Raw genomic sequence first — 26,693 nt, forward strand, 5'->3', positions numbered from 1 at the left:
GCTCGGCAGCTCCCCTGATAGGGGAGCCAAGTTTACGCTGTTGTTTTCCTGCCTCCCCTACCAGGGGAGGTGTCACCGAAGGTGACGGAGAGGTTCTCACTTCAGCTGTTCCCAGGTATCCAGCAGTGCCTGCTTATTGGCCCGGAGCACCTTCATATCCCGGCGGCTCTCCATGGCGAACTGGGCGGCGGGCATCGGCTCGCCGTAGATGACGTTCACCCGGCAGAACAGCCGCATCTTCCCGTCCGGCGTATCGTAGCGGATGCGCACCGGCACCACATCCACCCCAGCCTGCGCCGCAATGACAAACAGGCCGCTCTTGGGCGGCAGGAGCCTGCCCTCTTTTTCGCGGGTGCCCTCCGGGAAGATGAGCAAAGTCTCCCCCGCCCGGCAGGCCTCCACGGTCCGGTCAATGATCTCCAGCTCCTCCTTGGTGCCGCGCACGCAGAGCGCGCCGCTGCAGCGGAAGAACCAGGTGAGCAGGGCGTTGATCTCAAACAGCTCCTTTTTGGCAAAAACGAGCATCCGCCTGCCCCAGAACCGGCTGATGACGATGAATACCGGGTCAATGGCTGAAACGTGGTTGGGAGCAATGATGCAGCCTTTGGTCTGCACCTTGCGCAGGTTCTCGCGGCCAATGGTATGGACCCGGAAGCCGATGTGGAACACCAGCCAGGCCAGCGGCAGCAGTATGTAATATAGTACCATTTAATTAACCTTTTCTGCAATAATCTTTTTCATCGCCGCAAGGCTCTGCTCAAAGTTGAGGTCAGAGGTATCCAGCAGCACTGCATCCTCGGCCTGCTTCAGGGGGGCGGCGGCACGGTGGGTGTCCTGATAGTCCCGCTGCTTCACATCAGTCAGCACATCCTCAAAGGCGACCTCCATGCCCTTCTGCTGGTATTCCAGCCAGCGCCGTCTGGCCCGGGCTTCGGGGGCCGCGGTCAGGAAGATCTTGACCGTGGCATCCGGCAGCACCACAGTGCCGATATCCCGGCCATCCATCAGGACGTTCTGGGTCTTGGTCATGCCGCGCTGCAGCTCCAGCAGGAAGGCGCGGACTTCCGGGTTGGCACCCACGGCAGAGGCGGCCATGCCGGCCTCCTCCGTGCGGATGGCGGTGCTCACGTCCTCACCGTTCAGATAGATATGCTGCTCCCCGTCAATGCAGTCCACCCGCAGGCCGATCTCCGGCAGCAGGGTGTTGACCGCCGCATTGTCCTTCGGGTCCACGCCCTTGCGCAGGGCATACAGGCCGATGGTGCGGAACATGGCACCGGTATCCACATAGATGTAGCCCATCTCTGCGGCCAGCCGCCGCGCCAGGGTGGATTTTCCTGCCCCCGCAGGGCCGTCGATTGCAACTGAAACCATTTGATACGCTCCTTTTGTAATATAAGCTTTTCTTTCATCGGTCAGTATAAACTTTACGTAATGCCAAGGGCTCCCCTACTAGGGGAGCTGGCATCAAGCGAAGCGCAGATGACTGAGAGGTTTCGTCCAGATTCCTCGCAAAGCTCTGCGCCGTACAGAAAGCGATCTGCAGGTTGTAGCCGCCGGTATAGGCATCCACATCCAGCACCTCACCTGCAAAGTAAAGGCCCAGCGCCTTCTTGCTCTGCATGGTCCTGGGGTCCACCTCCCGCACGGACACGCCGCCGGAAGTGATGACCGCATGGGCCAGGTCGCCCCGGGCATCGATGGGCACGTTCCAGTGCTTCATCAGGCGCACCAGCTCCCGCTTCTGCTCCCGGGTGATCTGGTTGGCCTTTGTGGCGGGGTCAATGCCCCAGCGCGCCACCATGACCGGCTGCATACTGGCAGGCAGCAGCTTGACCAGCGCCCCCTGGGCGGCATGGTTGGCCAGCAGGGCAAAATCCCGGGTGATGCGGTCATAGAGCTGCTCCTCGCTCAGGGCGGGCTTCAGGTCGATCTCGGCGTGGTACTTGTGCTTTTTCATATCGCCCAGATGGCTGGACGCGCTCAGGGTCAGCGGGCCGCTGATGCCAAAGTGGGTGAACAGCATCTCGCCCTGCTCCTCAAAGATGTCCTTGCCGTCCTCAAAAAGGGTCAGGGTCACATTTTTCAGGGCAAGACCCATCATCTTTTTGCAGTCCGGATCATGGCTGACCAGACTGACCAGACTGGGCACCGGCTCCACAAGGGTGTGCCCGGCCTGCCGGGCCAGCCGGTAGCCGTCACCGGTGGAGCCGGTGGTGGGGTAGCTCACACCGCCGGTGGCCACCAACACGGCATCGGCCCGGTATTCTTTCCCGGAAGTCCCCCGCACACCGACACAGCGCAGGGCAGGCCCGGCTTTTTTCTTTTTGGGATGGCGCGGATTTTCCGGCACGGCAGGGGCGGCTTCCGGCTCCGGGGGCAGCTCTTCCAGAAGCAGCTTTTTTGCCCCGTCATAGACGATCTCCGCGTCCTGTGCGTAGCGGAGCAGTGCCTGCCGGATCTCTTCGGCTTTGTCGGACACCGGGAACACCCGGCGGCCACGCTCCACCTTCAGCTCCACGCCCAGGCTCTCAAACAGCTCCATGGTCCTGGCGGGCGGGAACGCCCCCAGCGAGGAGAACAGAAAGCGCGGATTGGTGCGGACATGGTGCAGAAATTCCTCCGCAGTGCAGTCGTTGGTCACATTGCAGCGCCCCTTGCCCGTGACCAGGATCTTCTGACCGGGCTTGTCGGTATGCTCCAGCACCGTTACCTGATGCCCCTGCCGCACAGCGGCCCCCGCCGCCATCAGCCCGGCCGCACCGGCCCCCACGATCAACACCTTTGCCATTCTGGTTCCTCCCGCAATTCACTGCCTGTCGAAATTTGTTCTAGTTTATCATACCAGAATCGGCCCGCAATTGCAATCTGCATTCCTTTGGAAAAGCACAGAAAAGCGGCAGACAGTCGTGTCTGCCGCTTGGGGTCACTGCATCAGTTTTGCGGGGTCAAGATAACTGTCGTCCTGCTTCACTTCCAGGTGGATATGGCTTTCCTCGGCGCATTCACAGCTGACGCTGCCCACTTTGCCCAATGTCTGCCCGGCACTGACCGTCTCACCCTCCTTCACCGCTGGGCTGGCCACGCCGCAGAGCCGCCAGACACGGCCCGCACTGTCCTTGATGGCCACAGTGGGGCCCCAGCTGCCATCGGAACCGGCCAGCACCACCGTGCCCGCCGTAGGACTCTGGACGGCAGCATCCTTTGCGCAGGCATAGTCGATGCCGTTGTGGGTGCGCCAGTCGCCCAGGGTCTTGTTGTAGACCAGCTCATCGCCGCTGTATCCATTGAGCACCCTGCCAGAGATCGGCTGCGTGGAAGCAGGCGCTGCCGAACTGCTGGCAGGCGAGGATGCACCTTGCAGCGCGGATGGTTCGCGCACCGAGCCAGAGCCAGCCTGCGGCGCAGAGGAGGCCGAAGATGCACTCCGCGATGCCGAGGAGGCCGCCTTGGGCACATTGCTTACACTGTTTGCGGCGGGTTCGGTCGGCCATTCCCATGTTGTTTCGTCCTCCTGTGGCGTGGTGGTGGAAAGCCCCTCATCGATGCCGGGGGCCGTGGATGTGCTGTCCGGTGTCTTCAGGCCCGAAAGGTTCTTGTCCAGCTCGTCGCGCACGGTGCGCACCGCCCAGACCCCCGCCGCCGCTGCCGCCACCAGACAGGCCAGCAGTGCCAGTGCAAACCCTTTGTCCCGCAGAAATTTCCTGATCTGTTCCATGTTCGTTACTCCAATCCGTCATGGTTTCGCTTGATTTTCTGATTGCAGTATGCGATTCCGGAACCGGGTTTATACACATTTTATAAAAAGAAAACCCTCTCCGTCAAGGCCTGAGGCCTTGACGGAGAGGGCTGAAATACACAGATCAGCTGCGGCGGCGGTTGTTGCCCATCAGGCGGACAACATACAGGAAGATGTTGATGAAGTCCAGATACAGGGTCAGCGCGCCATAGATGGAAGCCTTTTCGACCATCTCAGCATCAGCGGAGTAGTAGCTGTACATCTGCTGCAGCTTCTGGGTATCGTAAGCGGTCAGCAGCATGAACACCACCAGACCGATGCCGCAGTAGAGCACCGAGCCGCCAAAGCCGAAGCCGAACAGCATCCCCACAAAGCCGGTGATGATCATGGCAATCAGAGCCATCATCAGGCGGGGGCCCCAGCCGGTCAGGTCCTTATGGGTGGTGGTGCCGTAAACAGCCATCAGCCCGAAGTAGAGGGACGTTGCCAGCAGCGCCATGATCAGGGTGCTTGCAGAGAAAACAAGGAAATAGTAGCTCAGCACCATGCCGTTGAGCAGTGCATAACCGAAAAAGGTCGCGCGGGCAGCTCCCACCGACATGGTCTGCACCCGGGAACTCAGCACGATTACCAGCGCCAGCTCCGCAATGGTCAGCACAAGATAGAGCGAATCGACCAGATAGATGAGCGAGGTCGTCGCAGTGAGATAGGCCATGGCGAAGGTGATGAGCAGGCCGCAGGCCATCCAGCGGTAGGTGCGGGTCATATAGTCCGATGCGCTCATCGTGGGCTCCGCATAGCCGCGGTCATAATTTCTGTAATCCATTGTGGAACTCCTCCAGTCTTTTTGCCGGGGCGGGCATTCCGCCTTGCTCCGGTCTACGTTTTATAGTATACTGCATAGAAATGAACGTTTCGTGAAAAAGGCTGTGATATTGTATGTCTCTTGGACTTTATCTGCATATTCCCTACTGCTTTTCCAAATGCCGGTACTGTGATTTCTATTCTGCCCCCGGCCAGCGCGGCGTGCCCACCCAGTATGTGGATGCCCTTCTGCGGGAGCTTGCCCGCTTTGCGCCGGAAGCGCCTCTTCACCCGGACACGATCTATTTTGGCGGCGGCACCCCCAGCCTGCTCTCCCCTGCTGATGCCGCCCGGCTCATTGCGGCGGCAGCTCCGACACCCGGGGCGGAGATCACGCTGGAGGCCAACCCTGAGACCGTAACCGAGCAGACCCTGTGCGGTTTCCGGGAAGCTGGGGTGAACCGCATCTCTTTCGGGGTACAGTCGGCCCGGGACAGCCAGCTGAAAACGCTGGGCCGCCCCCACACCGCCCGGCAGGCCCGGGCTGCCTTTGCGGCGGCACGGCGGGCAGGCTTTACCAACATCAGCGGCGACATCATGCTGGCCCTGCCCCATTATACGCAGGCCGAGTTTGACGAGACACTGGAGCTCATTGCGGAGGGCGGGGCAACGCACATCTCCGCTTACCTCTTAAAGATCGAACCGGATTCCGCCTTTGGCAGGCACCCGCCCGAGGGCCTGCCCTCCCCCGACGAAGCGGCAGACTTTTACCTCTACGCCGTGGAACACCTGGAGCACCACGGATACCGGCAGTATGAGATCTCGAACTTTGCAAAGCCCGGCTATGAGGGCAGGCACAACCTCATCTACTGGGACTGTGGGGATTACCTCGGCCTTGGCCCGGCGGCGCACTCCTGCATGGGCGGCAGACGATTCTATTACCCCGCCGACACCGAGGCCTTCCTGAACGACAAAGCAGCCCCCGTTATGGACGGAGGCTGCGGCGCAGAGGACTATCTCATTTTACAGCTGCGGCTGCGCAAGGGGCTGGATCTTGCCGCCTATAAGGCCCGCTACGGGAAGGAGTTTTCCACCGCCCAGCTCGCCTTTGTGAAAAACTGTGTGAAGTCCGGCTATGCCACCTTCGATGGCAGCACCCTTGCCCTCACCCCCGCCGGGCTCATTGTGCAGAACAGCATTCTGGCGGAGCTGCTGTGACTTTTGCTTGACAATTTACGTTGAAACGTATATACTGAAATTACAAAAGGTGCTGCCCTCCAAACGGCTAGCTCCTTACGTTACTCGTATCAAAAAAGATTGACCGATTTGCTTGGGGAAGCATAGATGGCGGTCAGTCTTTTTTGTTTTTATATCTTTTGTCGTCATGGCTGATTTTCCATGTGATGTCAAAAACACCATATGCTACGCTGGAAACAAATGTCAACAGCAGCAGCACTTCTGACAAAGTCATGCGCATTCCTCCTTTCGCCGAAGCGTCGGGATTGTGCGCCCAAAAAAGCCGCCCTCCCGATGCCTGTTTACCAGTAAGTAAAACCTTTGCGGTTCGGTAAGGAGCGTTCAGCCGCCTACGTTTAAGGCAACACCTGATGACAGCTTAAAAGCTGTATTTTTAGGATATCATATTTTCTGACAAAATACAATCACTTACGTCAGGTCAATGACCCTCCACCCCAGCTCCCGGATGGCTTCCCGGTCATGGGTAGCCAACAAAACAGCCCGTTCGCCGCGGCGCTCTTTCAGGAGCGCTGCGGCTTTTTTCATGGTCTCGGGGTCCATGCCGGTGAAGGGTTCGTCCAGCAGCAGGGTATCGCACCCGGCCCAGAGAGCGCGGAGCAGGGCCGCACGGCGCTTCTGCCCGCCGGAAAGCTTCCGGGCAGGCAGGGCAAGCGCCTGCTCATCATATCCAAATCGTTGAAAATCCGGCGCAATTTGCGTTTTGTATTGTGTTTTCCCCTCCGGAAGCACCAGTTCCACGTTCTGCACGGCGGTCAGCTGCGGGCAGAGCCGATCCTCCTGAAAGACAGCACCGACCCGGCCCACGCCCTGCACCGTGCCGGAATCCGGTGCTTCCAGCCCCATCAGGATGCGGAGCAGAGTGGTCTTGCCCCAGCCGCTGGGTGCCCAGAGAACGGCAGGCTCCGCAAGGGTCAGATCCAGATCCTCAAAGAGCGTTTTTTCTCCAAAGCGTTTTGTTAATCCGCAAATTTCCAGTTTGTTAATCATTTTTCGTCACATCCTCTCCCAACACACGGGCCACTGCCTTGTCCAGCAGGGCCAGAAACAGCTTCTCAAAGCCTGCGCTCAGCAGGATGATGACGAACGTCCAGGCGAACAGCTCCCCGGTAGAGAGTGTGATCTTTGCCCGGTAGAGGGCATCTCCGATGCTGCCATCGGGCAGGCCGATGACCTCGGCGGCCACACCGCTCTTCCAGCAGATGCCCAGCGCCACGCTGCACCCCTGCCGGAAGGCTGGCAGAATGGCGGGCAGCCAGATGGCTTTGACCCGCCGGGCCAGCGACAGACGGAACACCTGTGCCATTTCCAGCAGCTGCACGTCCGCGCTCTCGATGCCGGTGCGCACGGCACTGTACAGCACGGGCAGGACCATCAGAAAGCTGATGAGGATGGAGAGCGACCGCCCGCTGACCCACACCAGCGCCAGAATGATGAAGCTGGCCACCGGCGTGGCCTTGACCAGCTGGATGACCGGGGCCAGCAGCGTGTCCACCCAGGCCCAGCGCTCGGCGGAAGCCGCCAGCAGAACGCTGACCACCACGCCCAGCGCAAAACCCAGCAGGATATGCCCGGCGCTGAACCCCACCCGCTGCCAGAAATCGGCCTGCGGCAGCAGCTCCATCAGGGTGCCCGCCGCCTGAATGGGTGACACCAGAAAGACCTCCTGCCCGATGGCCATAGCCGCCGCCTGCCAGACGGCCAGCCAGAACACCGCCGCTGCCAGCAGCCCTGTGCGGCGTTTTTTTGTCTGTTTCATTTTACCTGCTCCGTTCTCACTCAAAAAGAGCCGTGCGGCTGCACGGCTCTCCTTTTTATCGGTTTACTGAAAGCTGCGCTGGACGCTTTTCCAGAACACCTGGCCGGGCGTAGCCTTTGTGTAGTAGAAGTTTGCATCCGGCAGCTTGCCGCCCACTGCAGCGGGGGAAGCATCATACAGCACCTTGAGGTAGGCGTTGACATCGGCCTTCATCTCGTCCCCCACACGGTAAACGATGTTGCACTGGGGCAGCGCCTTCTGGGCAATGGCCTTTTTGGCCACCACGCCGGTCTCCTCGCAGAGAGCCGCCGTACCGGCAACATCTGTCTGGGCGGCCTTGATGCTCTTCTCGTAATCTCGCAGGAAATTTGCCACGATGTCCGGGTTCTCTTTGGCGTACTCCGTGCGGACAACGGTGACCCCCGTGATGAGCTGGGTGTCACAGACCTTGTTCCACTCCTTGGTCAGGTCCAGCACCACCCGCAGGCTGCTGTCCTTCAGCTGGGCAGCGGTCACATAGGGCTGGGGCAGAACGGCAATGGCATCCTTTTTGGAGGCGGCCATCTGGGCAGTCACCTCGGATGCCTCGCTGTAATACTCGATCTTCACATCCTTGTCGGGGTCCAGGCCATTCTTGGTGAGCAGGTAGCGCAGAACATACTCCGGCGTGGTGCCCTTGCCGGTGGACAGGATGGTGCGGCCCTTCAGGTCGGCAAAGCTGTGGACACTGTCGCCCTTTTCCACTACATACAGCACGCCCAGCGTGTTCACTGCCATCACCTGGATGCCGCCATTGGTCTTCTGGTAAAGGGTCGCGGCCAGATTGGCGGGGATGGCGGCCATATCCAGCTCACCCTTGATGAGCTTGGGCACGATCTCGTCCGCTGCACCGTAGAGCTGCAAGTCGTAGTGCTGGCTGGCCTTGCCGCTGCGCTCCATATCCAGCAGATTGACCAGGCCCATGGTGGTGGGGCCCTTCAGGCCCGCAATGCGCACGCCGCTTTCTGTTTTGGCGGCAAAAGCCCCGCAGGCCAGCAGGCTGATCATCAGCGCCGCCGACAGCAGCAGGGAGGTCATTTTTTTCATCATGGTTCAGATTCCTTCCTCTCTTTGTTGTTTCAACCAGAAACAAAATTTGCAAATTTTGCAAAATCATTTGCTTTACGCGCTCAAGTTTACTATAATGGAGCTAAAAATACCGTTGCCCATGCAACGGAATTGCAGAAGGGCGGTGAGGGCCCGGGGAAAACCTCACGGAACTGACATGGAAAACTATCTGCCGCTGTTACAATCCACCTCTCTTTTTGCCGGGATCTCTGCCGGGGAACTGCGCCCCCTGCTCAGTGAGCTTGGGGCCTGCATCCGCAGTTATGGCCGGGGCGAGGCGCTGGTGCAGGCCGGGGCCCCCAGCCGCCGGGTCGGCGTTGTGCTGACCGGAAGCATCGAGGCCTACCGCCCGGCACCGGGCGGGGCACGGATCCCCATCACCCACATGGGGCCGGGGGGCGTGTTTGGTGACGTGCTGGGTGGTTCCAGCCTGGACAGCCCGGTCACAGTGGTGGCATCCGCCCCCTGCGAGGTCCTGCTCTTCCCCTACGAAAAGCTGCTTCAGCCGGACGGCTCCACCGCCCGCCAGCGCCTGCTGCAGAATCTGGTGCGGACCATCAGCGATAAATATTTCCTGCTCTCCCGCCGGGTGGACCTGCTGGTGATGAAGACCCTGCGGGCCAAGGTCTGCGCCTACCTGCTCAGCGAGGCCGAGCAACAGGGCAGCATGACCTTTACCATCCCCTTCTCCCGCATCCAGCTGGCCGATTACCTCAACTGTGACCGCAGCGCCCTTTCCCGGGAGTTGAGCCTGATGCAGCGGGACGGCCTGCTGGACACCTACCGTTCCAGCTTCAAGCTGCTGGAGCCGGAAGCTTTGCGGCAGATGATTCTATAAACCTCTCAGTCTCGCTTCGCTCGCCAGCTCCCCTAATAAGGGAGCCCTTGGCAGGCCGGGCAAGTCCGAGTATTTCGCCTGCGGCTCCAAAGGCTTTCGGCCCTTGCTGTTTCGGGTAGATTTCTATAAGATGAAAGTGATATGTAACTATGTCTAAACCAATTCTCTGGATCGTGATCCCCTGCTACAACGAGGAGCAGGTACTGCCCATTACAGCGCCGATGTTCCTGCAAAAGATCACCAGCCTCACCGAAAAAGGCATGATCAGCGACAAGAGCCGGGTGCTGTTCGTCAACGATGGTTCCCGCGATAAGACCTGGGAGCTCATCTGCGGCTTTGCAAAGCAGGATGCGCATTTCATCGGCATTTCCCAGAGCCGGAACCGGGGCCACCAGAACGCCGTGCTGGCGGGCCTGATGGAGGCCCGCGCCAACAACTGCGACATCACCATCTCCATTGACTGCGATGGTCAGGATGACATCAACGCCATGGACGAGATGGTGCAGAAATATCTGGACGGTGCCGAGGTGGTCTACGGCGTGCGCAGCCGCCGGGACACCGACACCTTCTTCAAGCGTTTCACTGCCGAGGGCTTCTACCACCTGATGAATGCCCTTGGCGCGGATATCGTGTTCAACCACGCCGACTACCGGCTCATCAGCGCCCGGGTGCTGGACAGCTTTGCCGACTACAAGGAGGTCAACATCTTCCTGCGCGGCATGGTGCCGCTGGTGGGCTTCCAGAGCGAGCAGGTGTTCTACGAGCGGCACGAGCGGCTGGCCGGTGAGAGCCACTATCCCCTGCGCAAAATGCTGGCGCTGGCCTTTGATGGCATCACCAGCCTTTCCAACAAGCCCATCCGGCTCATCACCGGGGCAGGCATCGTGGTCAGCCTCATCAGCTTCATCGGCGTGATCTGGGCCATTGTGCAGGCGGCCATGGGCAGCGTGGTGGCCGGCTGGGCCTCCACCATCTGCATCGTCTGCTTTGTGGGCGGCGTGCAGCTGGTCTGCCTGGGTGTCATCGGCGAATACATCGGCAAGATCTATATGGAAACAAAGGCCCGCCCGCGCTACATCATCTCGGAGCGCACCTGGGCCCCCTATGAAAGGAAGTATCACGGATGAGCAAACAGAGCTGGCGGGGCAGCACCCTGCTGAACCCGGAGCCGCCGGTGCTGGTCTCCTGCGGCGGGCTGGAGCAGCCCAACCTCATTACCATCGGCTGGACAGGCACCATCTGCACCCAGCCCAGCATGGTATCCATCAGCGTCCGCCCCGAACGGTACAGCCACCACCTCATCAAGGAGAGCGGACAGTTTGCCATCAACCTGCCCACTGAACAGCTGGTGCGTGCGGTGGACTGGTGCGGCGTGAAGAGCGGCCGCGACAACGACAAGTTTGCCACCTGTAAGCTCCATGCCGCCCCGGGCAGCGTTCTGACCGACTGCCCCATCCTGGAGGAGAGCCCGGTCAATCTGGAATGCAGGGTCACGCAGGTCATCCCGCTGGGCAGCCATGACCTGTTCCTGGCCGAAGTCGTGGCCTGCGATGTGGATGAGAGCCTGCTGGACGAGAACGGCAAGCTCTGCCTGGACAAGGCAAAGCTGATCGTGTACAGCCACGGCGAGTACCTGAGCCTGGGCAAAAAGCTGGGCACCTTCGGGTACAGCGTGCGGAAAAAGAAACCCGGAAAACGGAAAAAATGATCTGACCTGCAAAAGGCGGGGCATCAGTGCAGTAAGCTGATGCTCCGCCTTTTTCTGTTTTGTTCCCTTCCCCCCAACAACAAAAAGCCCCGCCGGCAGAGGGAATTGCCAGCAGGGCTCCGGTAATGTCAATAGGAACTTAACTTGGCTCTCCTACCGGGAGAACGGCCGAGCGTATGCGAGACGGAGTGGTTTAATCCTCCGCACCCTCATCCAGGTTGCCCAGCTTCTTGGCCTGCTCCACCACGGCAGGCACCAGCATCTCGGGCAGGATCTCGTAGCGGGCAAACTCGGTGGTGAACCAGCCGCGGCCCTGGGTGATCTGCCGGATAAAGGTGGTGAAGTTGCTCAGCTCAGCCAGCGGGACCTCGGCAATGACGGTCTGCATGCCATCCTCATCGGGTTCCATGCCCAGCACGCGGCCGCGGCGCTTGGTCACATCGCCCATGATATCGCCGGTGTTGTCGTTGGGGACATGGGCCTTCAGGGTATGGATGGGCTCCAGAATGACGGGGCCTGCCTCGGGCATTGCAGCCTTATAGGCCAGCTTTGCAGCCATGATAAAGGCCATCTCGGAGCTGTCCACGGGGTGGTAGCTGCCATCCAGCAGGGTGGCCTTCAGGCCGACCACAGGATAACCGGCCAGCACGCCCTTTTCGGCGGCAAGGCGGACACCCTTTTCCACTGCCGGGAAGAAGTTCTTGGGCACGCTGCCGCCGAACACCTTTTCCTCAAACACGACCTGCTCGCTGTCACAGGGCTCGAAGTTGATGACGACATCGCCGAACTGGCCGTGGCCGCCGGTCTGCTTCTTATGGCGGCCCTGCTTCTGGCAGGCCTTGCGGATGGACTCACGGTAGGCAATGCGGGGAGCTTCCAGACCGATCTCCACGCCGAACTTATTCTTCAGCTTGGCCTTGACCACATCCAGATGCTGCTCACCCAGACCGCCAATGATCTGCTGGTGGGTCTCAGCATTATTGATGTAGCTCAGGGTCGGATCTTCTTCCATCAGGCGGGCCAGTGCGCTGGAGATCTTGCCCTCATCGCCCTTTTTGGCCACGGTGACTGCCATGAACAGGCTGGGCAGCGGGAAGGCAGCGGCGGGCAGCTTGACCACGCGGGAAGCATCGCACAGAGTATCGCCGGTCTTTGCGCTGACCAGCTTTGCCACAGCGCCGATATCACCGGCACCGATGCCGTCGGTCTCGACCTGCTTCTTGCCGATGACGGTCAGGGGCTTGCCGATCTTCTCGGTCTCGCCGGTGCGGGCGTTGACCAGAGCAGCGCCGCCGGTCACCTTGCCGCTGATCACGCGCAGGTAGCTCAGCTTGCCCACGAACGGGTCAGCCACAGTCTTAAAGACATAGGCTGCGGTGGGCTCGGTCTCATCACAATGCAGCTCCACAGGCTCACCATTGGCATCCTCGGCCAGGATGGCGGCATCGTGCTGCGGGCTGGGCAGGAGCTTGTGCATATTGAACAGCAGCATATCCAATGCCTGCTGGTTGACAGCGCTGCCGCAGAACACGGGGGTGATCAGGCCGTCCTTAACGCCCTTGCGCATTCCCTCAACGATCTCCTCGGTGGTAAAGGGCTCACCGCCGAAGAACTTTTCCATCAGCTCATCGTCGGTCTCGGCAATGGCCTCGCTCATAGCCTCGATCAGGCCCTGGAAGCGGTGGCCGATATCGGGCAGCTCCACCTGGATCTGCTTGCCGCTCTCATACTTGAAGGCCTTCTGGCTGAACAGGTTGATGTAAACAGGGGTGCCGTCGTCCAGCTTGGCGGGCACAACACAGGGGCAGACGGTGGAGCCGAACTTGATCTTCATCTCCTCCAGGATCTTGAAGTAGTTGGCATTTTCCAGGTCGCACTTGGAGATGAACACCATGGTGGCCTTGCCGTTCTTGCGGGCCAGCTGGAAGGCTTTCTCCGCGCCCACGGTCACGCCGCTGCGGCCGGAAACACACACCAGCACGCTCTCGGCAGCGCGGATGCCCTCATACTCACCTGCCTCAAAGTCGAACAGGCCCGGCGCATCGATCAGGTTGTACTTGATGCCTTCGTACTCCACCGGCACCACGGATGCCGACAGACTTGCCTTCCGCTTTGCTTCCTCAGGGTCAAAGTCCGAAATCGTGGTGCCGTCCTCAACACGGCCCATACGCTCTGCTGCGCCCGAAAAATAGACCAGTGCCTCAGTCAGCGTCGTTTTGCCGCTGCCGGCATGGCCTGCAATCAAGATATTACGGATGTTGTTGCTTGCGTATTTCATATCGGTTTTTCCCTCATTTCCGCCGCACGGAGCAGTCTCTCCGTTTTTGTGGCATATTTTACAAAGATAATACCACACTCAAAATGATTTTCAAATAGATTGTCCGAAATTTTCTTTCACCTGCCCGCCAAACTTCCCAGGGTTCTTTTGTGCATTTTGACCGGATGCGCGCAAAATCGATTGCAGGACGTGGGTTGGCATGGTACAATAGACCCAATAAAAGATAGAGGGAGGCACTTTGCCATGAAACGCACCGATTACATCAACTGGGATGAATACTTTATGGGCATCGCCCTGCTCACCGCCATGCGCTCCAAGGACCCCAGCAGCCAGGTGGGAGCCTGCATTGTCAGCCCGGAGAACAAGATCCTCTCCCTGGGCTACAACGGAATGCCCATTGGATGCGATGACGATGCCATGCCGTGGGAGCGCGAGGGCGACCCGCTGGACACGAAGTACATGTACGTCTGCCATGCGGAGCTCAACGCCATCCTGAACAGCGCCCACAACAACCTGAAGGGTGCCCGGGTCTACGTGACCCTCTTCCCCTGCAACGAGTGCGCCAAGGCCATCATCCAGTCCGGCATCTCCGAGGTGGTGTACTACGGCGACAAGTACCACGATTCCGATTCCAGCGTGGCGGCGCGGTTCATGTTCAAAAAGGCAGGCGTGCGCCTGACCGCCTACACCCCCAGCGGGCGGAAGGAACTGCTGGAGCTGTAAGGGGAGTTAAACCTCTCCGTCATCATCGCTTCGCTCGATGCCACCTCTCCTAGTAGGAGAGGCCTTGGCATACCGTTGCGTTTTCGTGGGTCAGCGCTTCGCTCCTGTTTGCCCTGCGGCAGGCATCGGTTTTGGAGCGCCAGCGATCATTGCGAAAAATGAATCCTCTGCCAAGGGCTCCCCTACTAGGGGAGCTGTCGCGGCAGCGCCCGCGACTGAGAGGTTTCTCCCAAAACTTTCCCTTGAAAATACAGTTTATTCGTTATATAATAGGACCATCTTATCGAATAAATATACATTTTGCATTGCATAGAGAGGAAAGTATACAATGAGCCTGAAAAATCGCAGTTTTCTGAAGCTTCTGGACTACACCCCTGCCGAGATCGAGGAGCTGCTCGATCTGGCCGCTGACCTGAAGGCCAAGAAAAAGGCCGGCATCCGCCACAATGAGCAGCTGGCAGGCAAGAACATCGCCCTGATTTTTGAAAAGACCTCCACCCGCACCCGCTGCAGCTTTGAGGTCGCCGCTCACGATCTGGGCATGGAGGTCACCTACCTTGACCCGTCGGGCAGCCAGATCGGCAAAAAGGAATCCATTGCCGACACCGCCCGGGTGCTGGGCCGGATGTTTGACGGCATCGAGTACCGCGGCTATGGGCAGGAGATCGTGGAAGACCTGGCCCATTACGCCGGTGTTCCGGTCTGGAACGGCCTGACCAACGAGTTCCATCCCACCCAGATCCTTGCCGACTTCCTGACCATCCGGGAGCACTTCGGCAGCCTGAAGGGCATCCATTTCGTCTACTTCGGCGATGCCCGCTACAACATGGGCAACAGCCTGATGGTGGGCTGTGCCAAGATGGGCCTGCACTTCACCGCCTGCGCCCCCAAAAAGTATCAGCCGGATGCCGCCCTGATCGCACAGTGTCAGGCCATTGCCGCCGAGACCGGTGCCACCCTGACCTTTGAGGAGGACCCCGCCAAGGCTGCCCAGGGTGCCGATGTCCTTTACACCGATGTGTGGGTTTCCATGGGCGAGCCCATCGAGGTCTGGGCCGAGCGCATCCACGACCTGGCCCCCTATCAGATCAATCAGGAGCTGATGAATATTGCAGGCTCCAAGGCCGTGTTTATGCACTGCCTGCCCGCCTACCACGACCACAAGACCGCTGTGGGCAAGGAGATGGGCGAGCGCTTTGGCCGCGATGCCATGGAGGTGACCGATGAGGTATTCGAGAGCCCCCAGAGCATCGTCTTTGACGAGGCCGAAAACCGGATGCACACCATCAAAGCCGTGATGGCAGCTACGCTGGGCTATCAGAAGTAACTGCGTCTCTCTCAGCACAATATGCACAGGCCCGGTCGTTTCCGAACGATCGGGCTTTTTGTTCCTGTCTCCCGTTTTGGTCTGCCGGAGGCTCCCCCGCAAAGGGTTCTGGCCGCGCGGGAAAATTTCCCATTCTCCGAAAGCGTTGCAATTACAGTTGAAAATCCGTTGCAAAACCCATATACTAAAAGCGTAATGCTCTGGAAAAGGAGGGAGACTATGGGCGGAGGACATCTTTCCCGGCCGGACTTCGGGATGCCGCAGCCGGACCCGGACCACCCGCTGACCGAATTCTATCTGCTGCTGCAGCACGGGCTGGACAAGGCGGGCGTTTTCCACCTGCCTGCGCTCTATGCCAGCTTCCGGGCACCGGCCCGGCGCATCTATGCCGACGAGGCCGCCGGGTGCCTCACCCTCAGCGAAGCGGCGGACAAGGGTGCTGTTCTGCTCTCTGCTCCCCGGAACCTCCAGCTGCTTTACAGCAGCCTGCATGTGGAGCCGGATGGCTCCCCCGCCGCCCTGCTGCTCACCGAGGAGTGTTCCCGCGCTGTCTGCGCGGTGCAGCTGCTGCCTCCCTTTGTCTGGGAGGACCCGCTGCCTCCCCTGCCGGATGTCCCGGCCGCTCTGACCCTGCAATTGACCCTGCAGGATGTGGAGGCCATCGACACCGACCCTGCCGCCCTTGCCCGCCGCCTGTGCCAGACCACCCGGCAGAAGCACTGGCTGGCCCACCCCAAAGCAGATCTGTATCTTGCGGAGAAAATTGCCCTTTTCCAAAGGCTTTATCGTTAATGCAATAATCCGTGCGCTTCACCCGTATATGGGGTGAAACGTCCCTTTGAAACAGTTGTTTCCACCAGCCCCGCCCGGGGCCGCAAAGGAGAGAAAGAGACTTATGGGACAGTTGACCAAAGACGAAGTTTTTGCGCTGGCTGTACAGCGATACAGCGACACCGTGTTCCGCGCCGCGATGCACAATTGCAGCTGCGCCGCCGACGCGGAGGACGTGGTGCAGGATGTGTTTGAAAAGCTCCTGCGCTACGAAGGCCGCTTTGAGAGTGAGGAGCACCTCAAAGCCTGGCTGCTGCGGGTCGCTATCAATCGCTGCCGGGATATCACCCGGGCCGCGCGCCAGAAGGACACCGAACTGGACGAAAACATTCCTGCCCCGGAATCCGGAAATGACGGCAGTGTGCTCGATGCGGTGCGCACTCTGCCGGAAAACTACCGCAACGCCGTGTACCTCCATTATTACGAGGGCTACACCGCCGCCGAGGTAGGCCGGATGCTGGGTGCGCCCACCAACACGGTGCTCAGCTGGCTGCGGCGGGCACGCGCCCAGTTACATACGCTGCTGAAGGAGGAGATCGAAGATGAGGTGGTATGAATACAAGATGGAAGTGGACGATCTGCACGCTTCCGATGACCTGAAGGCAAAGCTGCTTGCCTTGCAGGCCAATGCCGCCGAGACCCCCGGTGCCAAGAGCATCGCCATGCCCGCGCCTTCCCCGACCCCCAAAAAACAGAAGAAGCCACTCCGCTTCCCCGCCCGGCGCTGGGCCCAGCTGGCCGCCTGCGTGGCAGTCTGCGGGGTCTGCCTGTACGGTGCCGTGTATGCCTACGAATGGAAAGGGGTCACCCTGCTGGGCGGCGGCTCTTCCTCCAACTACTCTGCCGCCGCCACCAGGGCAGCCGCCCCGCAGGCAGCTGTTTACTCCATGGAGGACACCGAAAACGCCACCTACGGTTCTGCGGACAACGGTATCTCCTCCTTCAGCGCAGAGGACGGCCACCGGTCAGCAGACACTGCCACCGGCGGTTCCCTGCTGACCTCCGGCGAAGCGGAGAGCGATGCTTCCACCCGCACCGCCGACAGCGCCAAGATCATCTATACTGCCAACCTCACGCTGGAGACCCGGGATTACGATACCGCCCGTGCGGCACTGGATGCGGCCCTTTCTGACGCGGACGGCTATATGGAATCCAGCAGCGAGTACACCAACACCGACAGCACCCGGAGCGTCAGCCTGACTTTGCGGGTGCCTCAGGACAGCTACAAGAGTTTTCTGGCCGCCGCTGCCCAGTCCGGCAGCGTGACCTACCAGAACCAGCAGGCGGAGGATATCACCACCCGGTATATGGACACCGAGGCCCGGCTGGCCAGCCTGACCGCCCAGCGCACCCGCCTGCAGGAGCTGCAGGCCCAGGCCGACACCCTGGCCGACCTGCTGGAGATCGAGTCCAGCCTGAGCGATGTGCAGTACCAGATCGAGAGCTGGCAGAGCCAGCTGGACTGGTACAGCAATCAGGTTTCCTGCTGCACCGTCTATATCACCCTGAACGAGGTGGAGACCCTGACCCCCACCAGCACCAGCTTCGGCGCAAAGCTGCTGGCCGCCCTGCGCAATGGCTGGACCGGCTTCGTGTCCGGTGCACAGGCCGTGGCGGTGTTCCTTGTGGGTGCATGGCCCGCCATCCTCATTGGCGCGGTCTGCGGCGTGATCTACTACCGTGTCCGCCACCCCAGAAAGAAAAAGTAAAAAACTTTTCCAAAACCCTTGACATCCACCCGCCTCTGTGGTATTATACTTGAGCAGTCAGCGAACAGCTGATGCAGACAAGTAAATATCGCGGGGTGGAGCAGTCTGGTAGCTCGTCGGGCTCATAACCCGAAGGTCGTTGGTTCAAATCCGGCCCCCGCAACCACCAAGCATCTTGAAGTGATTCAGGATGCTTTTCTTTTTGTCCCATTTTCTGTATCCCGCTGTTTCGGATAAAAAAAGCTCCCGACGTTCTGCGCGTCGGGAGCTTTTGCTGTTATGCGGTCTTCCGGGTCACTTCAGCACCGCACCCAGGTTTGCACTGGTGACCATGCGGGCATAGCGGCTGAGCCAGCCGGTCTTGATGTTGGGCTCGGGCGCAACGTACTTTGCCTTGCGCTCGGCCAGCACCTCGTCGCTGACCTCCAGCGTGATCTTTGCGTTGGGGATATCAATACTGATGGTATCGCCCTCCTCGATCAGGCCGATGGGGCCGCCGGAAGCAGCCTCGGGGCTGACATGGCCGATGGCCGCGCCGCGGGATGCACCGGAGAAGCGGCCGTCGGTGATGAGGGCCACGGTCTTATCCAGCTTCATACCGGCCAGAGCGGAGGTGGGGTTGAGCATCTCGCGCATACCGGGGCCGCCCTTGGGGCCCTCGTAGCGGATGACCACTACATCGCCCGGAACGATCTGGCCTGCGTAGATGGCTGCAATGGCGGTTTCCTCGCTGTTGAACACGCGGGCCGGGCCGGAGTGCTGCTGCATCTCGGGGGCCACGGCACTGCGCTTGACCACGCAGCCGTCCGGAGCGATGTTGCCCCACAGAATCTGCAGGCCGCCGGTCTGGGAGTAGGGGTTCTCGATGGGGCGGATGGCCTTTTCGTTCAGGATGTGGGCACCCTTGATGTTCTCGCCCAGGGTCTTGCCGGTGACGGTAGGCACATCCAGATCCAGCAGGCCCTTCTTGGCCAGCTCGGCCTGCACAGCGGGGATGCCGCCTGCGGCGTAGAGGTCGGGCATGTGGGTGGGGCCTGCGGGGGCCAGATGGCAGAGGTTGGGGGTCCTGGCGCTGATCTCGTTGAAGAGCTTCAGGTCAATGGGCACACCGGCCTCGTAGGCAATGGCCAGCAGATGCAGGACGGTATTGGTGGAGCAGCCCAGCGCCATATCGCAGGTCAGTGCGTTGCGGATGGAGCGCTCGTTGATGATCTGGCGGGCGGTGATGCCCTTGTTGACCATGTCCATGATGGCCATACCGGCGTGCTTTGCCAGCTGCAGGCGCTTGGAGTAGACTGCCGGAATGGTGCCGTTGCCGGGCAGGGCAATGCCGATGGCCTCGCACAGGCAGTTCATGCTGTTGGCGGTGTACATGCCGGAGCAGCTGCCGCAGCTGGGGCAGCAGTTGCAGGTGCAGTCTTCCAGCTGCTCGTCGGTGATCATGCCGGCCTTGTAAGCGCCCACGGCCTCAAACATCTTGGAAAGGCTGACTTCCTCGCCGCCGTAGCTGCCGGCCAGCATGGGGCCGCCGGAGCAGACCACTGCGGGCACATCCATGCGGACAGCGGCCATGACCATGCCGGGCACGATCTTATCGCAGTTGGGCACCAGCACCAGGCCGTCCAGCTGATGGGCCATCAGCATGGTCTCCACGCTGTCGCAGATCAGCTCGCGGGAGGCCAGGGAGTACTTCATGCCCACATGGCCCATGGCGATGCCATCGCAGACACCGATGGCCGGGATCAGGATGGGGGTGCCGCCCGCCATCTCCACACCGGCCTTGACGGCATCGGCGATCTTATCCAGATTCATGTGGCCGGGCACGATCTCACTGTAAGCGCTGACCACGCCGATCAGCGGGCGCTCCAGCTCCTCGGGGGTGTAACCCAGTGCGTAGAATAAGCTTCGGTTGGGGGCCCGCTCCGAGCCCTTGGTCACGTTGTCACTTCTCATGGTTTGTTCCTCTTTTCCTTATAACAAAAGACCCCCTCCCAAAGGAGGGAGCCTTTCTTAGTTTTAAAAGCAGCTTTGGGCTGAACTCCTTCCGTCATCGCTTGCGCGATGCCACCTCCCTCACGGAGGGAGGCTTCACGCTGCGGTCAGACAAAAGGCTCCCTCTTTGAGGGGGCTGTCGCCGCAGGCGACTGGGGGAGTTAATTACTTCTTCAGCCAGCTCATCATGCTGCGCAGCTCTGCGCCCACCTTCTCGATGGGGTGTTCGGCCTGCATCCGGCGCTCAGCCAGGAAGTGGACCTTGCGGCCGCCGTTGGGGCTCATCTCGGTCAGGAACTCGGAAGCAAAGGTGCCATCCTGGATCTCGGTCAGAACCTTCTTCATCTCCTTGCGGGTCTCCTCGGTGATCAGGCGCTTGCCGGTACGGTAATCGCCGTACTCAGCGGTGTTGGAGATGGAGTAGCGCATCTTGGAGAAGCCGCCCTCGTTGATCAGGTCAACAATCAGCTTCATCTCGTGGCAGGTCTCAAAGTATGCCATCTCGGGCTCGTAGCCAGCCTCAACCAGCGTATCGAAGCCTGCGTGGATCAGCTCGCAGACACCGCCGCACAGAACTGCCTGCTCGCCGAACAGGTCGGTCTCGGTCTCCTCCTTGAAGGTGGTCTGCAGGATGCCTGCACGGCCAGCGCCGATGCCGGAAGCGTAAGCCAGAGCGATGTCCTTTGCCTTGCCGGTGTAATCCTGCTCCACGCAGATCAGAGAGGGGCAGCCCTCGCCCTCGGTGTACAAGCGGCGGACGATGTGGCCGGGGCCCTTGGGAGCGATCATGATCACGTCAACGTTCTTGGGAGCGGTGATGGTCTTGAAGTGGATGTTGAAGCCGTGTGCAAAGGCCAGAGCCTTGCCCTCGGTCATGTAAGGTGCGACCTGCGTGTTGTAGATATCGGCGCACAGCTCATCGGGCACCAGCATCATCACAACATCGCCAGCCTTGGCAGCCTCTTCGACCTCCATGACCTTGAAGTTGTCGTGAGTGGCGGCGAACTCGGAGGCCTTTGCCCAGTGGGCAGAGCCCTTGCGCAGACCGACAACAACGTTCACGCCGCTTTCGGCCAGGTTCTCGGAATGGGCGTGGCCCTGGCTGCCGAAGCCGATGACAGCAACGGTCTTGCCGTCCAGCACGCCGAGGTTGCAGTCGGAATCGTAGTATTTCTTGATCGCCATGGTAGTAGTCTCCTTTTACTCTTTCCTGTTTTATTTTTATATTTTGATTTTTATGGAAAACTGAGAGATTATGCCTTACTGCGGGCAATGGGTCCCGGGCAGGGGCAGCTGGGCTGCCCGCACCTCCTGCGGGGGCTTCTGCATGTGCTGGTGCATCCCGCCGCGCTCCAGGGCGGTCACGCCGGTGCGGCACTGCTCAAGGATCTTGTAATCTGTCAGGATCTTGAGGAACGCGTCCACCTTTTCAGGGCGGCCGGTCAGCTCCAGCACCATGCTGTCGGGCGAAAGATCAATGATCTTTGCCTTGTAGATGCTGGCGATCTCCCGCAGCTCACTGCGGTTGTGGACATCGGCAGCCACCTTGAGCAGCAGCAGCTCCCGTTCCAGCGAGTTCTCGTGGTCCAGCACGAACACCTGCCGGGTCACTTCCAGCCGCTCGGTCTGGAGGATGAGCTGGCTCAGCGCCTTTTCATCGCTGGTGATGGTCACGGTGATGCGGCTGACCGCCGGGTCGTTGGTGGCGGACACCGTCAGGCTGTCGATGTTGAAGCCGCGGCGGCAGAACAGGTTGGACACCCGGGCCAGAACACCGCTCTGGTTGTCCACCAGCAGACTGATGACTCTGCGTTTGGATTCCATGGGTCAGTCCTCCTTATTCCATGATGATATCATTGATGTCGCCGCCGCCGGGGATCATGGGCAGGACCTTTTCGTCCTTGTCGATAATGCACTCGATCCAGGTGGGGCCCTTCTGCTTGAGGGCATCGGCAAATGCGGCCTGGAACTCGGGGAGGTTGGTGCAGCGGTAGCCCTTCAGGCCAAAGCCCTCGGCCAGCTTGACAAAGTCGGTGCGGCGGTGGGGGTCGGTCTGGGAGTAGCGCTTTTCGTAGAAAGTGGTCTGCCACTGGCGCACCATGCCCAGCACAGAGTTGTTGAAGATGACCGTGATGATGGGCAGCTCATAGCTGACAGCGGTGCAGGCCTCGTTGAGATTCATGTGGAAGGAACCGTCGCCCGTGAACATGACCACCCGCTGCTCCCGGCCCAGCGCCATCTGCGCGCCGATGGCCGCGCCATAGCCAAAGCCCATGGTGCCCAGGCCGCCGCTGGTGATAAAGCCGCGGCTCTTGGTGTGGCGGATGTACTGGGCCGCCCACATCTGGTGCTGGCCCACGTCGGTGACATACACGGCCTCAGGGCCGCACTGGCTGCACACCTCGCCGATGACCTGATGGGGCATCAGGCGGGTGGGGTCGGACACAGGGTGGTAATCCTGTGCCTGCCACTCGTGGATCATCTTCAACCAGTCGGGGTGCTTCTTCTCCTCAATGAGGGGGAGCATCCCGCTCAGAACGTAGCAGACATCACCGGCAATGGCAAGATCCACATCCACATTCTTGCCCAGCTCACTGGGGTCGATATCGATCTGGATGATGGTGGCGTTCTTGGCAAAGGTCTTGGGGTTCAGGGCCACGCGGTCAGAAAAGCGGGTGCCCAGTGCGAGCAGCACGTCACAGTCCGCGACCGCCCGGTTGGAGGTGTAGCAGCCGTGCATTCCGACCATGCCGATGTTCATCGGGTCACCATAGGGCACAACGCCTGCAGCCATCAGAGTATAGGTGGCGGGGATCTCCGCCTTGTGGATCAGGTCACGCAGGGGCTGGCAGGAAGCCGCGCTCCGCACGCCGCCGCCAAAATAGACCAGCGGGCGCTTGGCCGCGTTGATGATATCGGCGGCCCACTTGACCTGCTGTTCGTCGTAGGTGGTCACGGTGCGGATCTGCTCCGGCTGCTTGGGAGTGAACTCACAGACAGCAGCGGTGACATCCTTGGGGATATCCACCAGCACCGGGCCCTTGCGGCCGCTCTGCGCAATGCGGAACGCCGCACGCATGGTGTCGGCCAGCTCTTCTACCTTGCGCACCGTGAAGTTGTGCTTGGTAATGGGCATCGTAATGCCCTCGATGTACGCCTCCTGAAAGCCGTCCTTGCCCAGACCGGGGGTCGGCACATTGCCGGTAAAAGCGACCATGGGCACGGAGTCCATGTAGGCAGTGGCAATGCCGGTGACCAGATTGGTGGCACCCGGGCCGCTGGTGGCCAGCACCACACCGGTGCGGCCCGTTGCGCGGGCATAGCCATCGGCCGCATGAGAAGCGCCCTGCTCGTGGGCGGTCAGCACATGGTGGATGCGGTCAGAATTCTTATACAGCTCGTCGTACAGGTTCAGCACAGCACCGCCGGGGTAGCCGAAGATGGTGTCCACGCCCTGTTCGCAGAGGACTTCAACAAAAATTTGCGAACCATTTAACTGCATGGTAAGTTGCTCCTGTTTCTTTTCCTCTTACACTCTCAACAAAATTTCCCTCAGACACGTTACTTTTCTCATCTTGCATTCCGATTTGAACGTTGGGTCAATTATACTATAAATCGGGCCTTTGTCAATCGACGATTTGTAAAGTGAATCAGCCGAAAGATGAAGATAATTGAACACGCCCTTGCTAAGCGCCTTTTCCAAGAGTATAATCAATTCTACACTGTTATAAAAATAAACAGCCTTCTGACCGGCCTGCCAATGGCTCCCCCTTTGGGGGAGCTGGCGCGGCGCGCCTGAGAGGGCAAGGCCGTTAAAAAGAGAGGATTTTCCTATGCAACTTCGTGAATGGAACGCCCGGCTCCACGGGCTTGTTGTTTTCCGTGCCCTGCTGGGCGACCCCGTTGTGGCAAAGCTGGCGGCGCTGACCGACCGGCTGGAAGCTGCCGACGACAGCATCGCCCCCCTGTGCGATGCTGTGGCCGCCTTTGAAGCTGCCCTGTTTGCCCACACCACCAATCTGGGCGATTATCTTTCCAACGCCGTGCTGGAGACCGAGACCGTCTGTGTGCGGCAGGCTGCTGCGGGCCAGCTCTCCCCTGTGATGGAGGCCGCCCTGAACAGTGAACTGAACTTTTTGCAGAAGCTCTGCGGCCTGACGCTGGACGCGCTGCTGGAAGCCGCCGACCGGCAGAGCCGGGAGCTGGCGTTCCTGCCCCGCTGGGAGGCAAGGCAGCTCGACCTGCCCGCCGCCTACAACCAGCGGATGCGGGAAGCCGGGAAGAAGGGCTACGGCATGTTTGCCAAGCACCATGTGTTCACGGTGGAGAACGGCCAGCTGGTGCCCGTGAAGTACCCCGACCCCCAGAAGCTCAGTGAGCTGCCGGGCTACGAGAAGGAGCGGGAAAAGGTCATTGCCAACACCCGCGCCCTGCTGGCCGGTTCCCCCGCCAACAATGTTCTGCTCTACGGCGATGCCGGCACCGGCAAATCCAGCACGGTCAAGGCCATTGCCAACGAGTACGCCGCCGACGGCCTGCGGCTGGTGGAGGTCAAGAAGAACCAACTCTACCAGATCCCCGACCTGATGGATCAGCTGGCGGCCAATCCCCTCAAGTTCATCCTCTTCATCGATGACCTGAGCTTCTCCTCCAACGATGACAACTTTGCCGCCCTGAAAGCCATCCTTGAGGGCAGCGTTGGCGGCCGGGCCCGGAACATTGCGGTGTACGCCACCTCCAACCGCCGCCACCTCATCAAGGAGACCCTGACCGACCGCACCGGCGACGACATCCACGAAGCCGACACCCGGCAGGAGCTGATGAGCCTTTCCGCCCGGTTCGGCCTGACTGTCACCTTCCAGCGGCCCGAGAAAGCCCGCTTTGCCGCCATTCTGGAAGAGCTGGCAAAACAGCACCACATCCAGATGCCCATGGAAGAGCTGCTGGTCAAGGCCGAGGCCTTCGCCATCCGCGCCGGCGGCCGCAGCCCCCGTGTGGCCAAACAGTTCATCGAACAGTGCGAGAGCGGCGTGCAGAAATAATGTTTGCTTTTTCGTTTTTATTGATAAGAAAAAGCGCTGTGCAGTGAGATGACTGCACAGCGCTTTTTGCTGTTTTGAAAGAAACCTGCCGCCGCAGGCGGCGGATGAGGCAATCAGAAAATCAAACGCGCTCGGCCACCAGCTGGAAGCCCTCTTTGGTGAGCTCCTGCCGGATCTGCTCGATCTGGGCATGGTCGCGGGTCTCCAGCACCAGCTTGAGGAAGCAGCTGGAGATGGGCATGTTGGGGTCAGAGCCGTCATGCAGGACAGAGACCACATTGCTGCCGCAGCGGGAAACGATGGCGGCCACCCGCTCCAGCTGGCCGGGCTTATCCTCCAGCGCGATGGTCAGGTTGGCCTTGCGGCCGCTCATCACCAGACCACGGGTGATGACGCGGTTGAGGATGTTCACATCGATGTTTCCGCCGGAGATCAGGCAGACCACCTTTTTGCCCTCGATGGGCAGCTTGTGGAACAGCGCCGCTGCCACAGGCACCGCACCGGCCCCCTCGGCCACCAGCTTCTGGTTCTCCATCAGAGAGAGGATGGCGGCGGCGGTCTCGTCCTCGCTGACGGTCACGATGTCGTCCACATATTCCTCGCAGAGCTGATAGGTCAGCTCGCCGGGGGTCTTGACCTGAATGCCGTCCGCGAAGGTGGCCACATTTTTCAGGGTCTGATACTTGTGCTCATGCAGGCTGCGGTACATGCTGGGGGCACCCTCGGCCTGCACACCGTAGACCTTGACCTCGGGGCGCAGGCTCTTGATGGCAAAGGCCACGCCGGAGATCAGGCCGCCGCCGCCCACGGGCACGATGACGGCATCCAGATCGGGCAGCTGGTCAAGGATCTCCAGACCAATGGTGCCCTGACCTGCGATGACCTGTTCGTCATCGTAGGGGTGGATGAAGGTCATGCCGGTCTCGGCCTGCAGCTCCACGGCCTTGTCGTGGGCATCATCATAGGTGCCGGGCACCAGACAGACCTCCGCGCCCAGGCTCTTGGTGTTTTCCACCTTCATAATGGGGGCACCGTCCGGCATACAGACGATGCTCCTGATGCCCCGGCGGGTGGCGGCCAGAGCCACGCCCTGTGCGTGGTTGCCAGCCGAGCAGGCGATCACGCCCTTTTCGCTCTCCTCCCTGGAGAGCTGGCTGATCTTATAATAGGCTCCCCGCACCTTGAAGCTGCCGGTCACCTGCAGGTTCTCGGTCTTGAGGTAGAGGCGGCAGTCCTTGGAGAGCTTGGGCGCTTCAATCAGGTCGGTCTTGCGGGCAACGTCCTTGAGCACAAAGGCGGCGTGGTAGATCTTATCCAGAGTCAGCATGACGATACTTCCTATCTTCTATCCTTGATTTTTGCATGTGAATATGCATCCCAGTATAAATTAGCAAAAGTATTTTGTCAAATGAACGTATTTCAACATTGTGTTTGCTGGGGTGACCGCCAATGGCTACGCCCGGGCAGGCGGCAGCCCTGTGGCCCGATGCACGCTCCACCTGTGCCCATGCCGTGGGAGCGGTTTCCCCTGACCCAAAACGCCCCTCTCCGGCATCTGTGAGACCGGAGAGGGGCGTTCTCG

The 26,693-nt window shown here is 60.3% G+C and carries 24 protein-coding genes and 1 tRNA gene; 11 read left to right on the forward strand and 14 right to left on the reverse strand.

Annotated features, from left to right (window positions below; genetic code table 11):
• Positions 1 to 96: 96 nt before the first annotated feature.
• The 5 genes from J3351_RS02665 to J3351_RS02685 all read right to left on the reverse strand — a co-directional run bounded on the left by J3351_RS02665 (position 97) and on the right by J3351_RS02685 (position 4,565).
• Positions 97 to 708, reverse strand: a complete 612-nt coding sequence (locus J3351_RS02665; protein ID WP_207697076.1) for a 1-acyl-sn-glycerol-3-phosphate acyltransferase — start codon at positions 706 to 708, stop codon at positions 97 to 99.
• The gene (cmk, locus tag J3351_RS02670) at positions 709 to 1,374 is read right to left on the reverse strand and encodes a (d)CMP kinase (protein WP_207697077.1); all 666 of its coding nucleotides are present in this window, start codon (positions 1,372 to 1,374) and stop codon (positions 709 to 711) included.
• 34 nt (positions 1,375 to 1,408) lie between these two features.
• Complete coding sequence (locus J3351_RS02675; RefSeq protein ID WP_242699283.1) at positions 1,409 to 2,791, reverse strand: NAD(P)/FAD-dependent oxidoreductase; 1,383 nt, start codon at positions 2,789 to 2,791, stop codon at positions 1,409 to 1,411.
• 135 nt (positions 2,792 to 2,926) lie between these two features.
• Positions 2,927 to 3,718, reverse strand: coding sequence for a M23 family metallopeptidase (locus J3351_RS02680; RefSeq protein ID WP_207697078.1), 792 nt, complete (start codon positions 3,716 to 3,718; stop codon positions 2,927 to 2,929).
• A gap of 145 nt (positions 3,719 to 3,863) precedes the next feature.
• Positions 3,864 to 4,565: a Bax inhibitor-1/YccA family protein gene (locus tag J3351_RS02685; RefSeq protein WP_207697079.1), complete on the reverse strand. Its 702-nt coding sequence runs from the start codon at positions 4,563 to 4,565 to the stop codon at positions 3,864 to 3,866.
• Positions 4,566 to 4,678: 113 nt separating this feature from the next.
• Here J3351_RS02685 and hemW point away from each other — a divergent pair, with 113 nt between their 5' ends.
• Positions 4,679 to 5,761: a radical SAM family heme chaperone HemW gene (hemW, locus tag J3351_RS02690; protein WP_207697080.1), complete on the forward strand. Its 1,083-nt coding sequence runs from the start codon at positions 4,679 to 4,681 to the stop codon at positions 5,759 to 5,761.
• A gap of 447 nt (positions 5,762 to 6,208) precedes the next feature.
• Here the strand turns inward: hemW and J3351_RS02695 are convergent, their stop codons facing one another.
• From J3351_RS02695 to J3351_RS02705, 3 genes are all read right to left on the reverse strand, one after another.
• On the reverse strand, positions 6,209 to 6,787 hold the full coding sequence (locus J3351_RS02695) for an ATP-binding cassette domain-containing protein (RefSeq protein ID WP_207697081.1): 579 nt from the start codon (positions 6,785 to 6,787) through the stop codon (positions 6,209 to 6,211).
• Positions 6,780 to 7,556 carry an ABC transporter permease gene (locus tag J3351_RS02700; protein WP_207697082.1) on the reverse strand — a complete coding sequence of 259 codons (777 nt, stop codon included), beginning with the start codon at positions 7,554 to 7,556 and terminating at the stop codon, positions 6,780 to 6,782. The genes J3351_RS02695 and J3351_RS02700 overlap by 8 nt, the downstream gene beginning before the upstream one ends.
• Positions 7,557 to 7,619: 63 nt before the next feature.
• On the reverse strand, positions 7,620 to 8,642 hold the full coding sequence (locus J3351_RS02705) for an ABC transporter substrate-binding protein (RefSeq protein WP_207697129.1): 1,023 nt from the start codon (positions 8,640 to 8,642) through the stop codon (positions 7,620 to 7,622).
• A gap of 178 nt (positions 8,643 to 8,820) precedes the next feature.
• Here J3351_RS02705 and J3351_RS02710 point away from each other — a divergent pair, with 178 nt between their 5' ends.
• From J3351_RS02710 to J3351_RS02720, 3 genes are all read left to right on the forward strand, one after another.
• Entirely contained in the window at positions 8,821 to 9,501 is a 681-nt protein-coding gene (locus tag J3351_RS02710; protein WP_156066649.1) for a Crp/Fnr family transcriptional regulator, read from the forward strand.
• 149 nt (positions 9,502 to 9,650) lie between these two features.
• On the forward strand, positions 9,651 to 10,628 hold the full coding sequence (locus J3351_RS02715; RefSeq protein ID WP_117534545.1) for a glycosyltransferase family 2 protein: 978 nt from the start codon (positions 9,651 to 9,653) through the stop codon (positions 10,626 to 10,628).
• A complete protein-coding gene (locus J3351_RS02720) occupies positions 10,625 to 11,209 on the forward strand; it encodes a flavin reductase family protein (protein WP_207697083.1) in 585 nt (194 codons plus the stop codon). Before J3351_RS02715 ends, J3351_RS02720 begins: the two co-directional genes overlap by 4 nt.
• A gap of 193 nt (positions 11,210 to 11,402) precedes the next feature.
• On the opposite strand, the gene J3351_RS02725 is transcribed toward J3351_RS02720, so the two are convergent.
• Positions 11,403 to 13,487 (reverse strand): elongation factor G, encoded by a 2,085-nt coding sequence (locus tag J3351_RS02725; RefSeq protein ID WP_207697084.1) that lies wholly within the window; start codon positions 13,485 to 13,487, stop codon positions 11,403 to 11,405.
• A gap of 243 nt (positions 13,488 to 13,730) precedes the next feature.
• On the opposite strand from J3351_RS02725, the gene J3351_RS02730 reads away from it, so the two are divergent.
• From J3351_RS02730 to J3351_RS02755, 6 genes are all read left to right on the forward strand, one after another.
• The gene (locus J3351_RS02730; protein WP_035393303.1) at positions 13,731 to 14,210 is read left to right on the forward strand and encodes a dCMP deaminase family protein; all 480 of its coding nucleotides are present in this window, start codon (positions 13,731 to 13,733) and stop codon (positions 14,208 to 14,210) included.
• A 328-nt stretch (positions 14,211 to 14,538) separates the two neighbouring features.
• A complete protein-coding gene (argF, locus tag J3351_RS02735) occupies positions 14,539 to 15,537 on the forward strand; it encodes an ornithine carbamoyltransferase (RefSeq protein WP_207697085.1) in 999 nt (332 codons plus the stop codon).
• Positions 15,538 to 15,756: 219 nt separating this feature from the next.
• A complete protein-coding gene (locus J3351_RS02740) occupies positions 15,757 to 16,329 on the forward strand; it encodes a hypothetical protein (protein WP_242699284.1) in 573 nt (190 codons plus the stop codon).
• Between the two features lie 103 nt (positions 16,330 to 16,432).
• Positions 16,433 to 16,924, forward strand: coding sequence for an RNA polymerase sigma factor (locus tag J3351_RS02745; protein ID WP_005929342.1), 492 nt, complete (start codon positions 16,433 to 16,435; stop codon positions 16,922 to 16,924).
• Positions 16,911 to 18,077 carry a DUF4349 domain-containing protein gene (locus J3351_RS02750; protein ID WP_207697087.1) on the forward strand — a complete coding sequence of 389 codons (1,167 nt, stop codon included), beginning with the start codon at positions 16,911 to 16,913 and terminating at the stop codon, positions 18,075 to 18,077. Before J3351_RS02745 ends, J3351_RS02750 begins: the two co-directional genes overlap by 14 nt.
• 89 nt (positions 18,078 to 18,166) lie before the next feature.
• Positions 18,167 to 18,243 (forward strand) — tRNA-Met (locus tag J3351_RS02755).
• Positions 18,244 to 18,371: 128 nt separating this feature from the next.
• Here J3351_RS02755 and ilvD read toward each other — a convergent pair.
• From ilvD to ilvB, 4 genes are all read right to left on the reverse strand, one after another.
• Positions 18,372 to 20,030, reverse strand: a complete 1,659-nt coding sequence (gene ilvD, locus J3351_RS02760; RefSeq protein WP_005929346.1) for a dihydroxy-acid dehydratase — start codon at positions 20,028 to 20,030, stop codon at positions 18,372 to 18,374.
• 204 nt (positions 20,031 to 20,234) lie between these two features.
• Positions 20,235 to 21,254, reverse strand: a complete 1,020-nt coding sequence (gene ilvC / locus J3351_RS02765; RefSeq protein WP_156066795.1) for a ketol-acid reductoisomerase — start codon at positions 21,252 to 21,254, stop codon at positions 20,235 to 20,237.
• Positions 21,255 to 21,329: 75 nt separating this feature from the next.
• Positions 21,330 to 21,893 (reverse strand): acetolactate synthase small subunit, encoded by a 564-nt coding sequence (gene ilvN, locus J3351_RS02770; RefSeq protein WP_156059906.1) that lies wholly within the window; start codon positions 21,891 to 21,893, stop codon positions 21,330 to 21,332.
• 13 nt (positions 21,894 to 21,906) lie between these two features.
• Entirely contained in the window at positions 21,907 to 23,571 is a 1,665-nt protein-coding gene (gene ilvB / locus J3351_RS02775) for a biosynthetic-type acetolactate synthase large subunit (RefSeq protein ID WP_207697088.1), read from the reverse strand.
• Positions 23,572 to 23,902: 331 nt separating this feature from the next.
• Between ilvB and J3351_RS02780 the strand changes: the two genes are divergently transcribed.
• Positions 23,903 to 25,111 (forward strand): ATP-binding protein, encoded by a 1,209-nt coding sequence (locus J3351_RS02780; RefSeq protein ID WP_207697089.1) that lies wholly within the window; start codon positions 23,903 to 23,905, stop codon positions 25,109 to 25,111.
• A gap of 121 nt (positions 25,112 to 25,232) precedes the next feature.
• Here the strand turns inward: J3351_RS02780 and ilvA are convergent, their stop codons facing one another.
• The gene (gene ilvA, locus J3351_RS02785) at positions 25,233 to 26,438 is read right to left on the reverse strand and encodes a threonine ammonia-lyase (protein WP_156074647.1); all 1,206 of its coding nucleotides are present in this window, start codon (positions 26,436 to 26,438) and stop codon (positions 25,233 to 25,235) included.
• Between the last annotated feature and the right edge of the window lie 255 nt (positions 26,439 to 26,693).

Origin of the sequence: Faecalibacterium sp. Marseille-Q0746 (assembly GCF_017377595.1) — a bacterium.
GTDB classification, from domain to species: Bacteria; Bacillota; Clostridia; order Oscillospirales; family Ruminococcaceae; genus Faecalibacterium; species Faecalibacterium duncaniae.

What these genes read in the sequence shown, in the direction of transcription:
- ilvN (WP_156059906.1), bottom strand. Translation starts at nt 21,893, where the DNA reads ATGGAATCCAAACGCAGAGTCATCAGTCTGCTGGTGGACAACCAGAGC.
- J3351_RS02730 (WP_035393303.1), top strand. Translation starts at nt 13,731, where the DNA reads ATGAAACGCACCGATTACATCAACTGGGATGAATACTTTATGGGCATC.
- J3351_RS02725 (WP_207697084.1), bottom strand. Translation starts at nt 13,487, where the DNA reads ATGAAATACGCAAGCAACAACATCCGTAATATCTTGATTGCAGGCCAT.
- J3351_RS02715 (WP_117534545.1), top strand. Translation starts at nt 9,651, where the DNA reads ATGTCTAAACCAATTCTCTGGATCGTGATCCCCTGCTACAACGAGGAG.
- J3351_RS02680 (WP_207697078.1), bottom strand. Translation starts at nt 3,718, where the DNA reads ATGGAACAGATCAGGAAATTTCTGCGGGACAAAGGGTTTGCACTGGCA.
- cmk (WP_207697077.1), bottom strand. Translation starts at nt 1,374, where the DNA reads ATGGTTTCAGTTGCAATCGACGGCCCTGCGGGGGCAGGAAAATCCACC.
- J3351_RS02700 (WP_207697082.1), bottom strand. Translation starts at nt 7,556, where the DNA reads ATGAAACAGACAAAAAAACGCCGCACAGGGCTGCTGGCAGCGGCGGTG.
- ilvD (WP_005929346.1), bottom strand. Translation starts at nt 20,030, where the DNA reads ATGAGAAGTGACAACGTGACCAAGGGCTCGGAGCGGGCCCCCAACCGA.
- J3351_RS02685 (WP_207697079.1), bottom strand. Translation starts at nt 4,565, where the DNA reads ATGGATTACAGAAATTATGACCGCGGCTATGCGGAGCCCACGATGAGC.
- J3351_RS02675 (WP_242699283.1), bottom strand. Translation starts at nt 2,791, where the DNA reads ATGGCAAAGGTGTTGATCGTGGGGGCCGGTGCGGCCGGGCTGATGGCG.
- J3351_RS02720 (WP_207697083.1), top strand. Translation starts at nt 10,625, where the DNA reads ATGAGCAAACAGAGCTGGCGGGGCAGCACCCTGCTGAACCCGGAGCCG.
- J3351_RS02780 (WP_207697089.1), top strand. Translation starts at nt 23,903, where the DNA reads ATGCAACTTCGTGAATGGAACGCCCGGCTCCACGGGCTTGTTGTTTTC.
- argF (WP_207697085.1), top strand. Translation starts at nt 14,539, where the DNA reads ATGAGCCTGAAAAATCGCAGTTTTCTGAAGCTTCTGGACTACACCCCT.
- J3351_RS02745 (WP_005929342.1), top strand. Translation starts at nt 16,433, where the DNA reads ATGGGACAGTTGACCAAAGACGAAGTTTTTGCGCTGGCTGTACAGCGA.
- J3351_RS02695 (WP_207697081.1), bottom strand. Translation starts at nt 6,787, where the DNA reads ATGATTAACAAACTGGAAATTTGCGGATTAACAAAACGCTTTGGAGAA.
- J3351_RS02710 (WP_156066649.1), top strand. Translation starts at nt 8,821, where the DNA reads ATGGAAAACTATCTGCCGCTGTTACAATCCACCTCTCTTTTTGCCGGG.
- ilvC (WP_156066795.1), bottom strand. Translation starts at nt 21,254, where the DNA reads ATGGCGATCAAGAAATACTACGATTCCGACTGCAACCTCGGCGTGCTG.
- J3351_RS02705 (WP_207697129.1), bottom strand. Translation starts at nt 8,642, where the DNA reads ATGAAAAAAATGACCTCCCTGCTGCTGTCGGCGGCGCTGATGATCAGC.
- hemW (WP_207697080.1), top strand. Translation starts at nt 4,679, where the DNA reads ATGTCTCTTGGACTTTATCTGCATATTCCCTACTGCTTTTCCAAATGC.
- J3351_RS02740 (WP_242699284.1), top strand. Translation starts at nt 15,757, where the DNA reads ATGGGCGGAGGACATCTTTCCCGGCCGGACTTCGGGATGCCGCAGCCG.
- ilvB (WP_207697088.1), bottom strand. Translation starts at nt 23,571, where the DNA reads ATGCAGTTAAATGGTTCGCAAATTTTTGTTGAAGTCCTCTGCGAACAG.
- J3351_RS02665 (WP_207697076.1), bottom strand. Translation starts at nt 708, where the DNA reads ATGGTACTATATTACATACTGCTGCCGCTGGCCTGGCTGGTGTTCCAC.
- ilvA (WP_156074647.1), bottom strand. Translation starts at nt 26,438, where the DNA reads ATGCTGACTCTGGATAAGATCTACCACGCCGCCTTTGTGCTCAAGGAC.
- J3351_RS02750 (WP_207697087.1), top strand. Translation starts at nt 16,911, where the DNA reads ATGAGGTGGTATGAATACAAGATGGAAGTGGACGATCTGCACGCTTCC.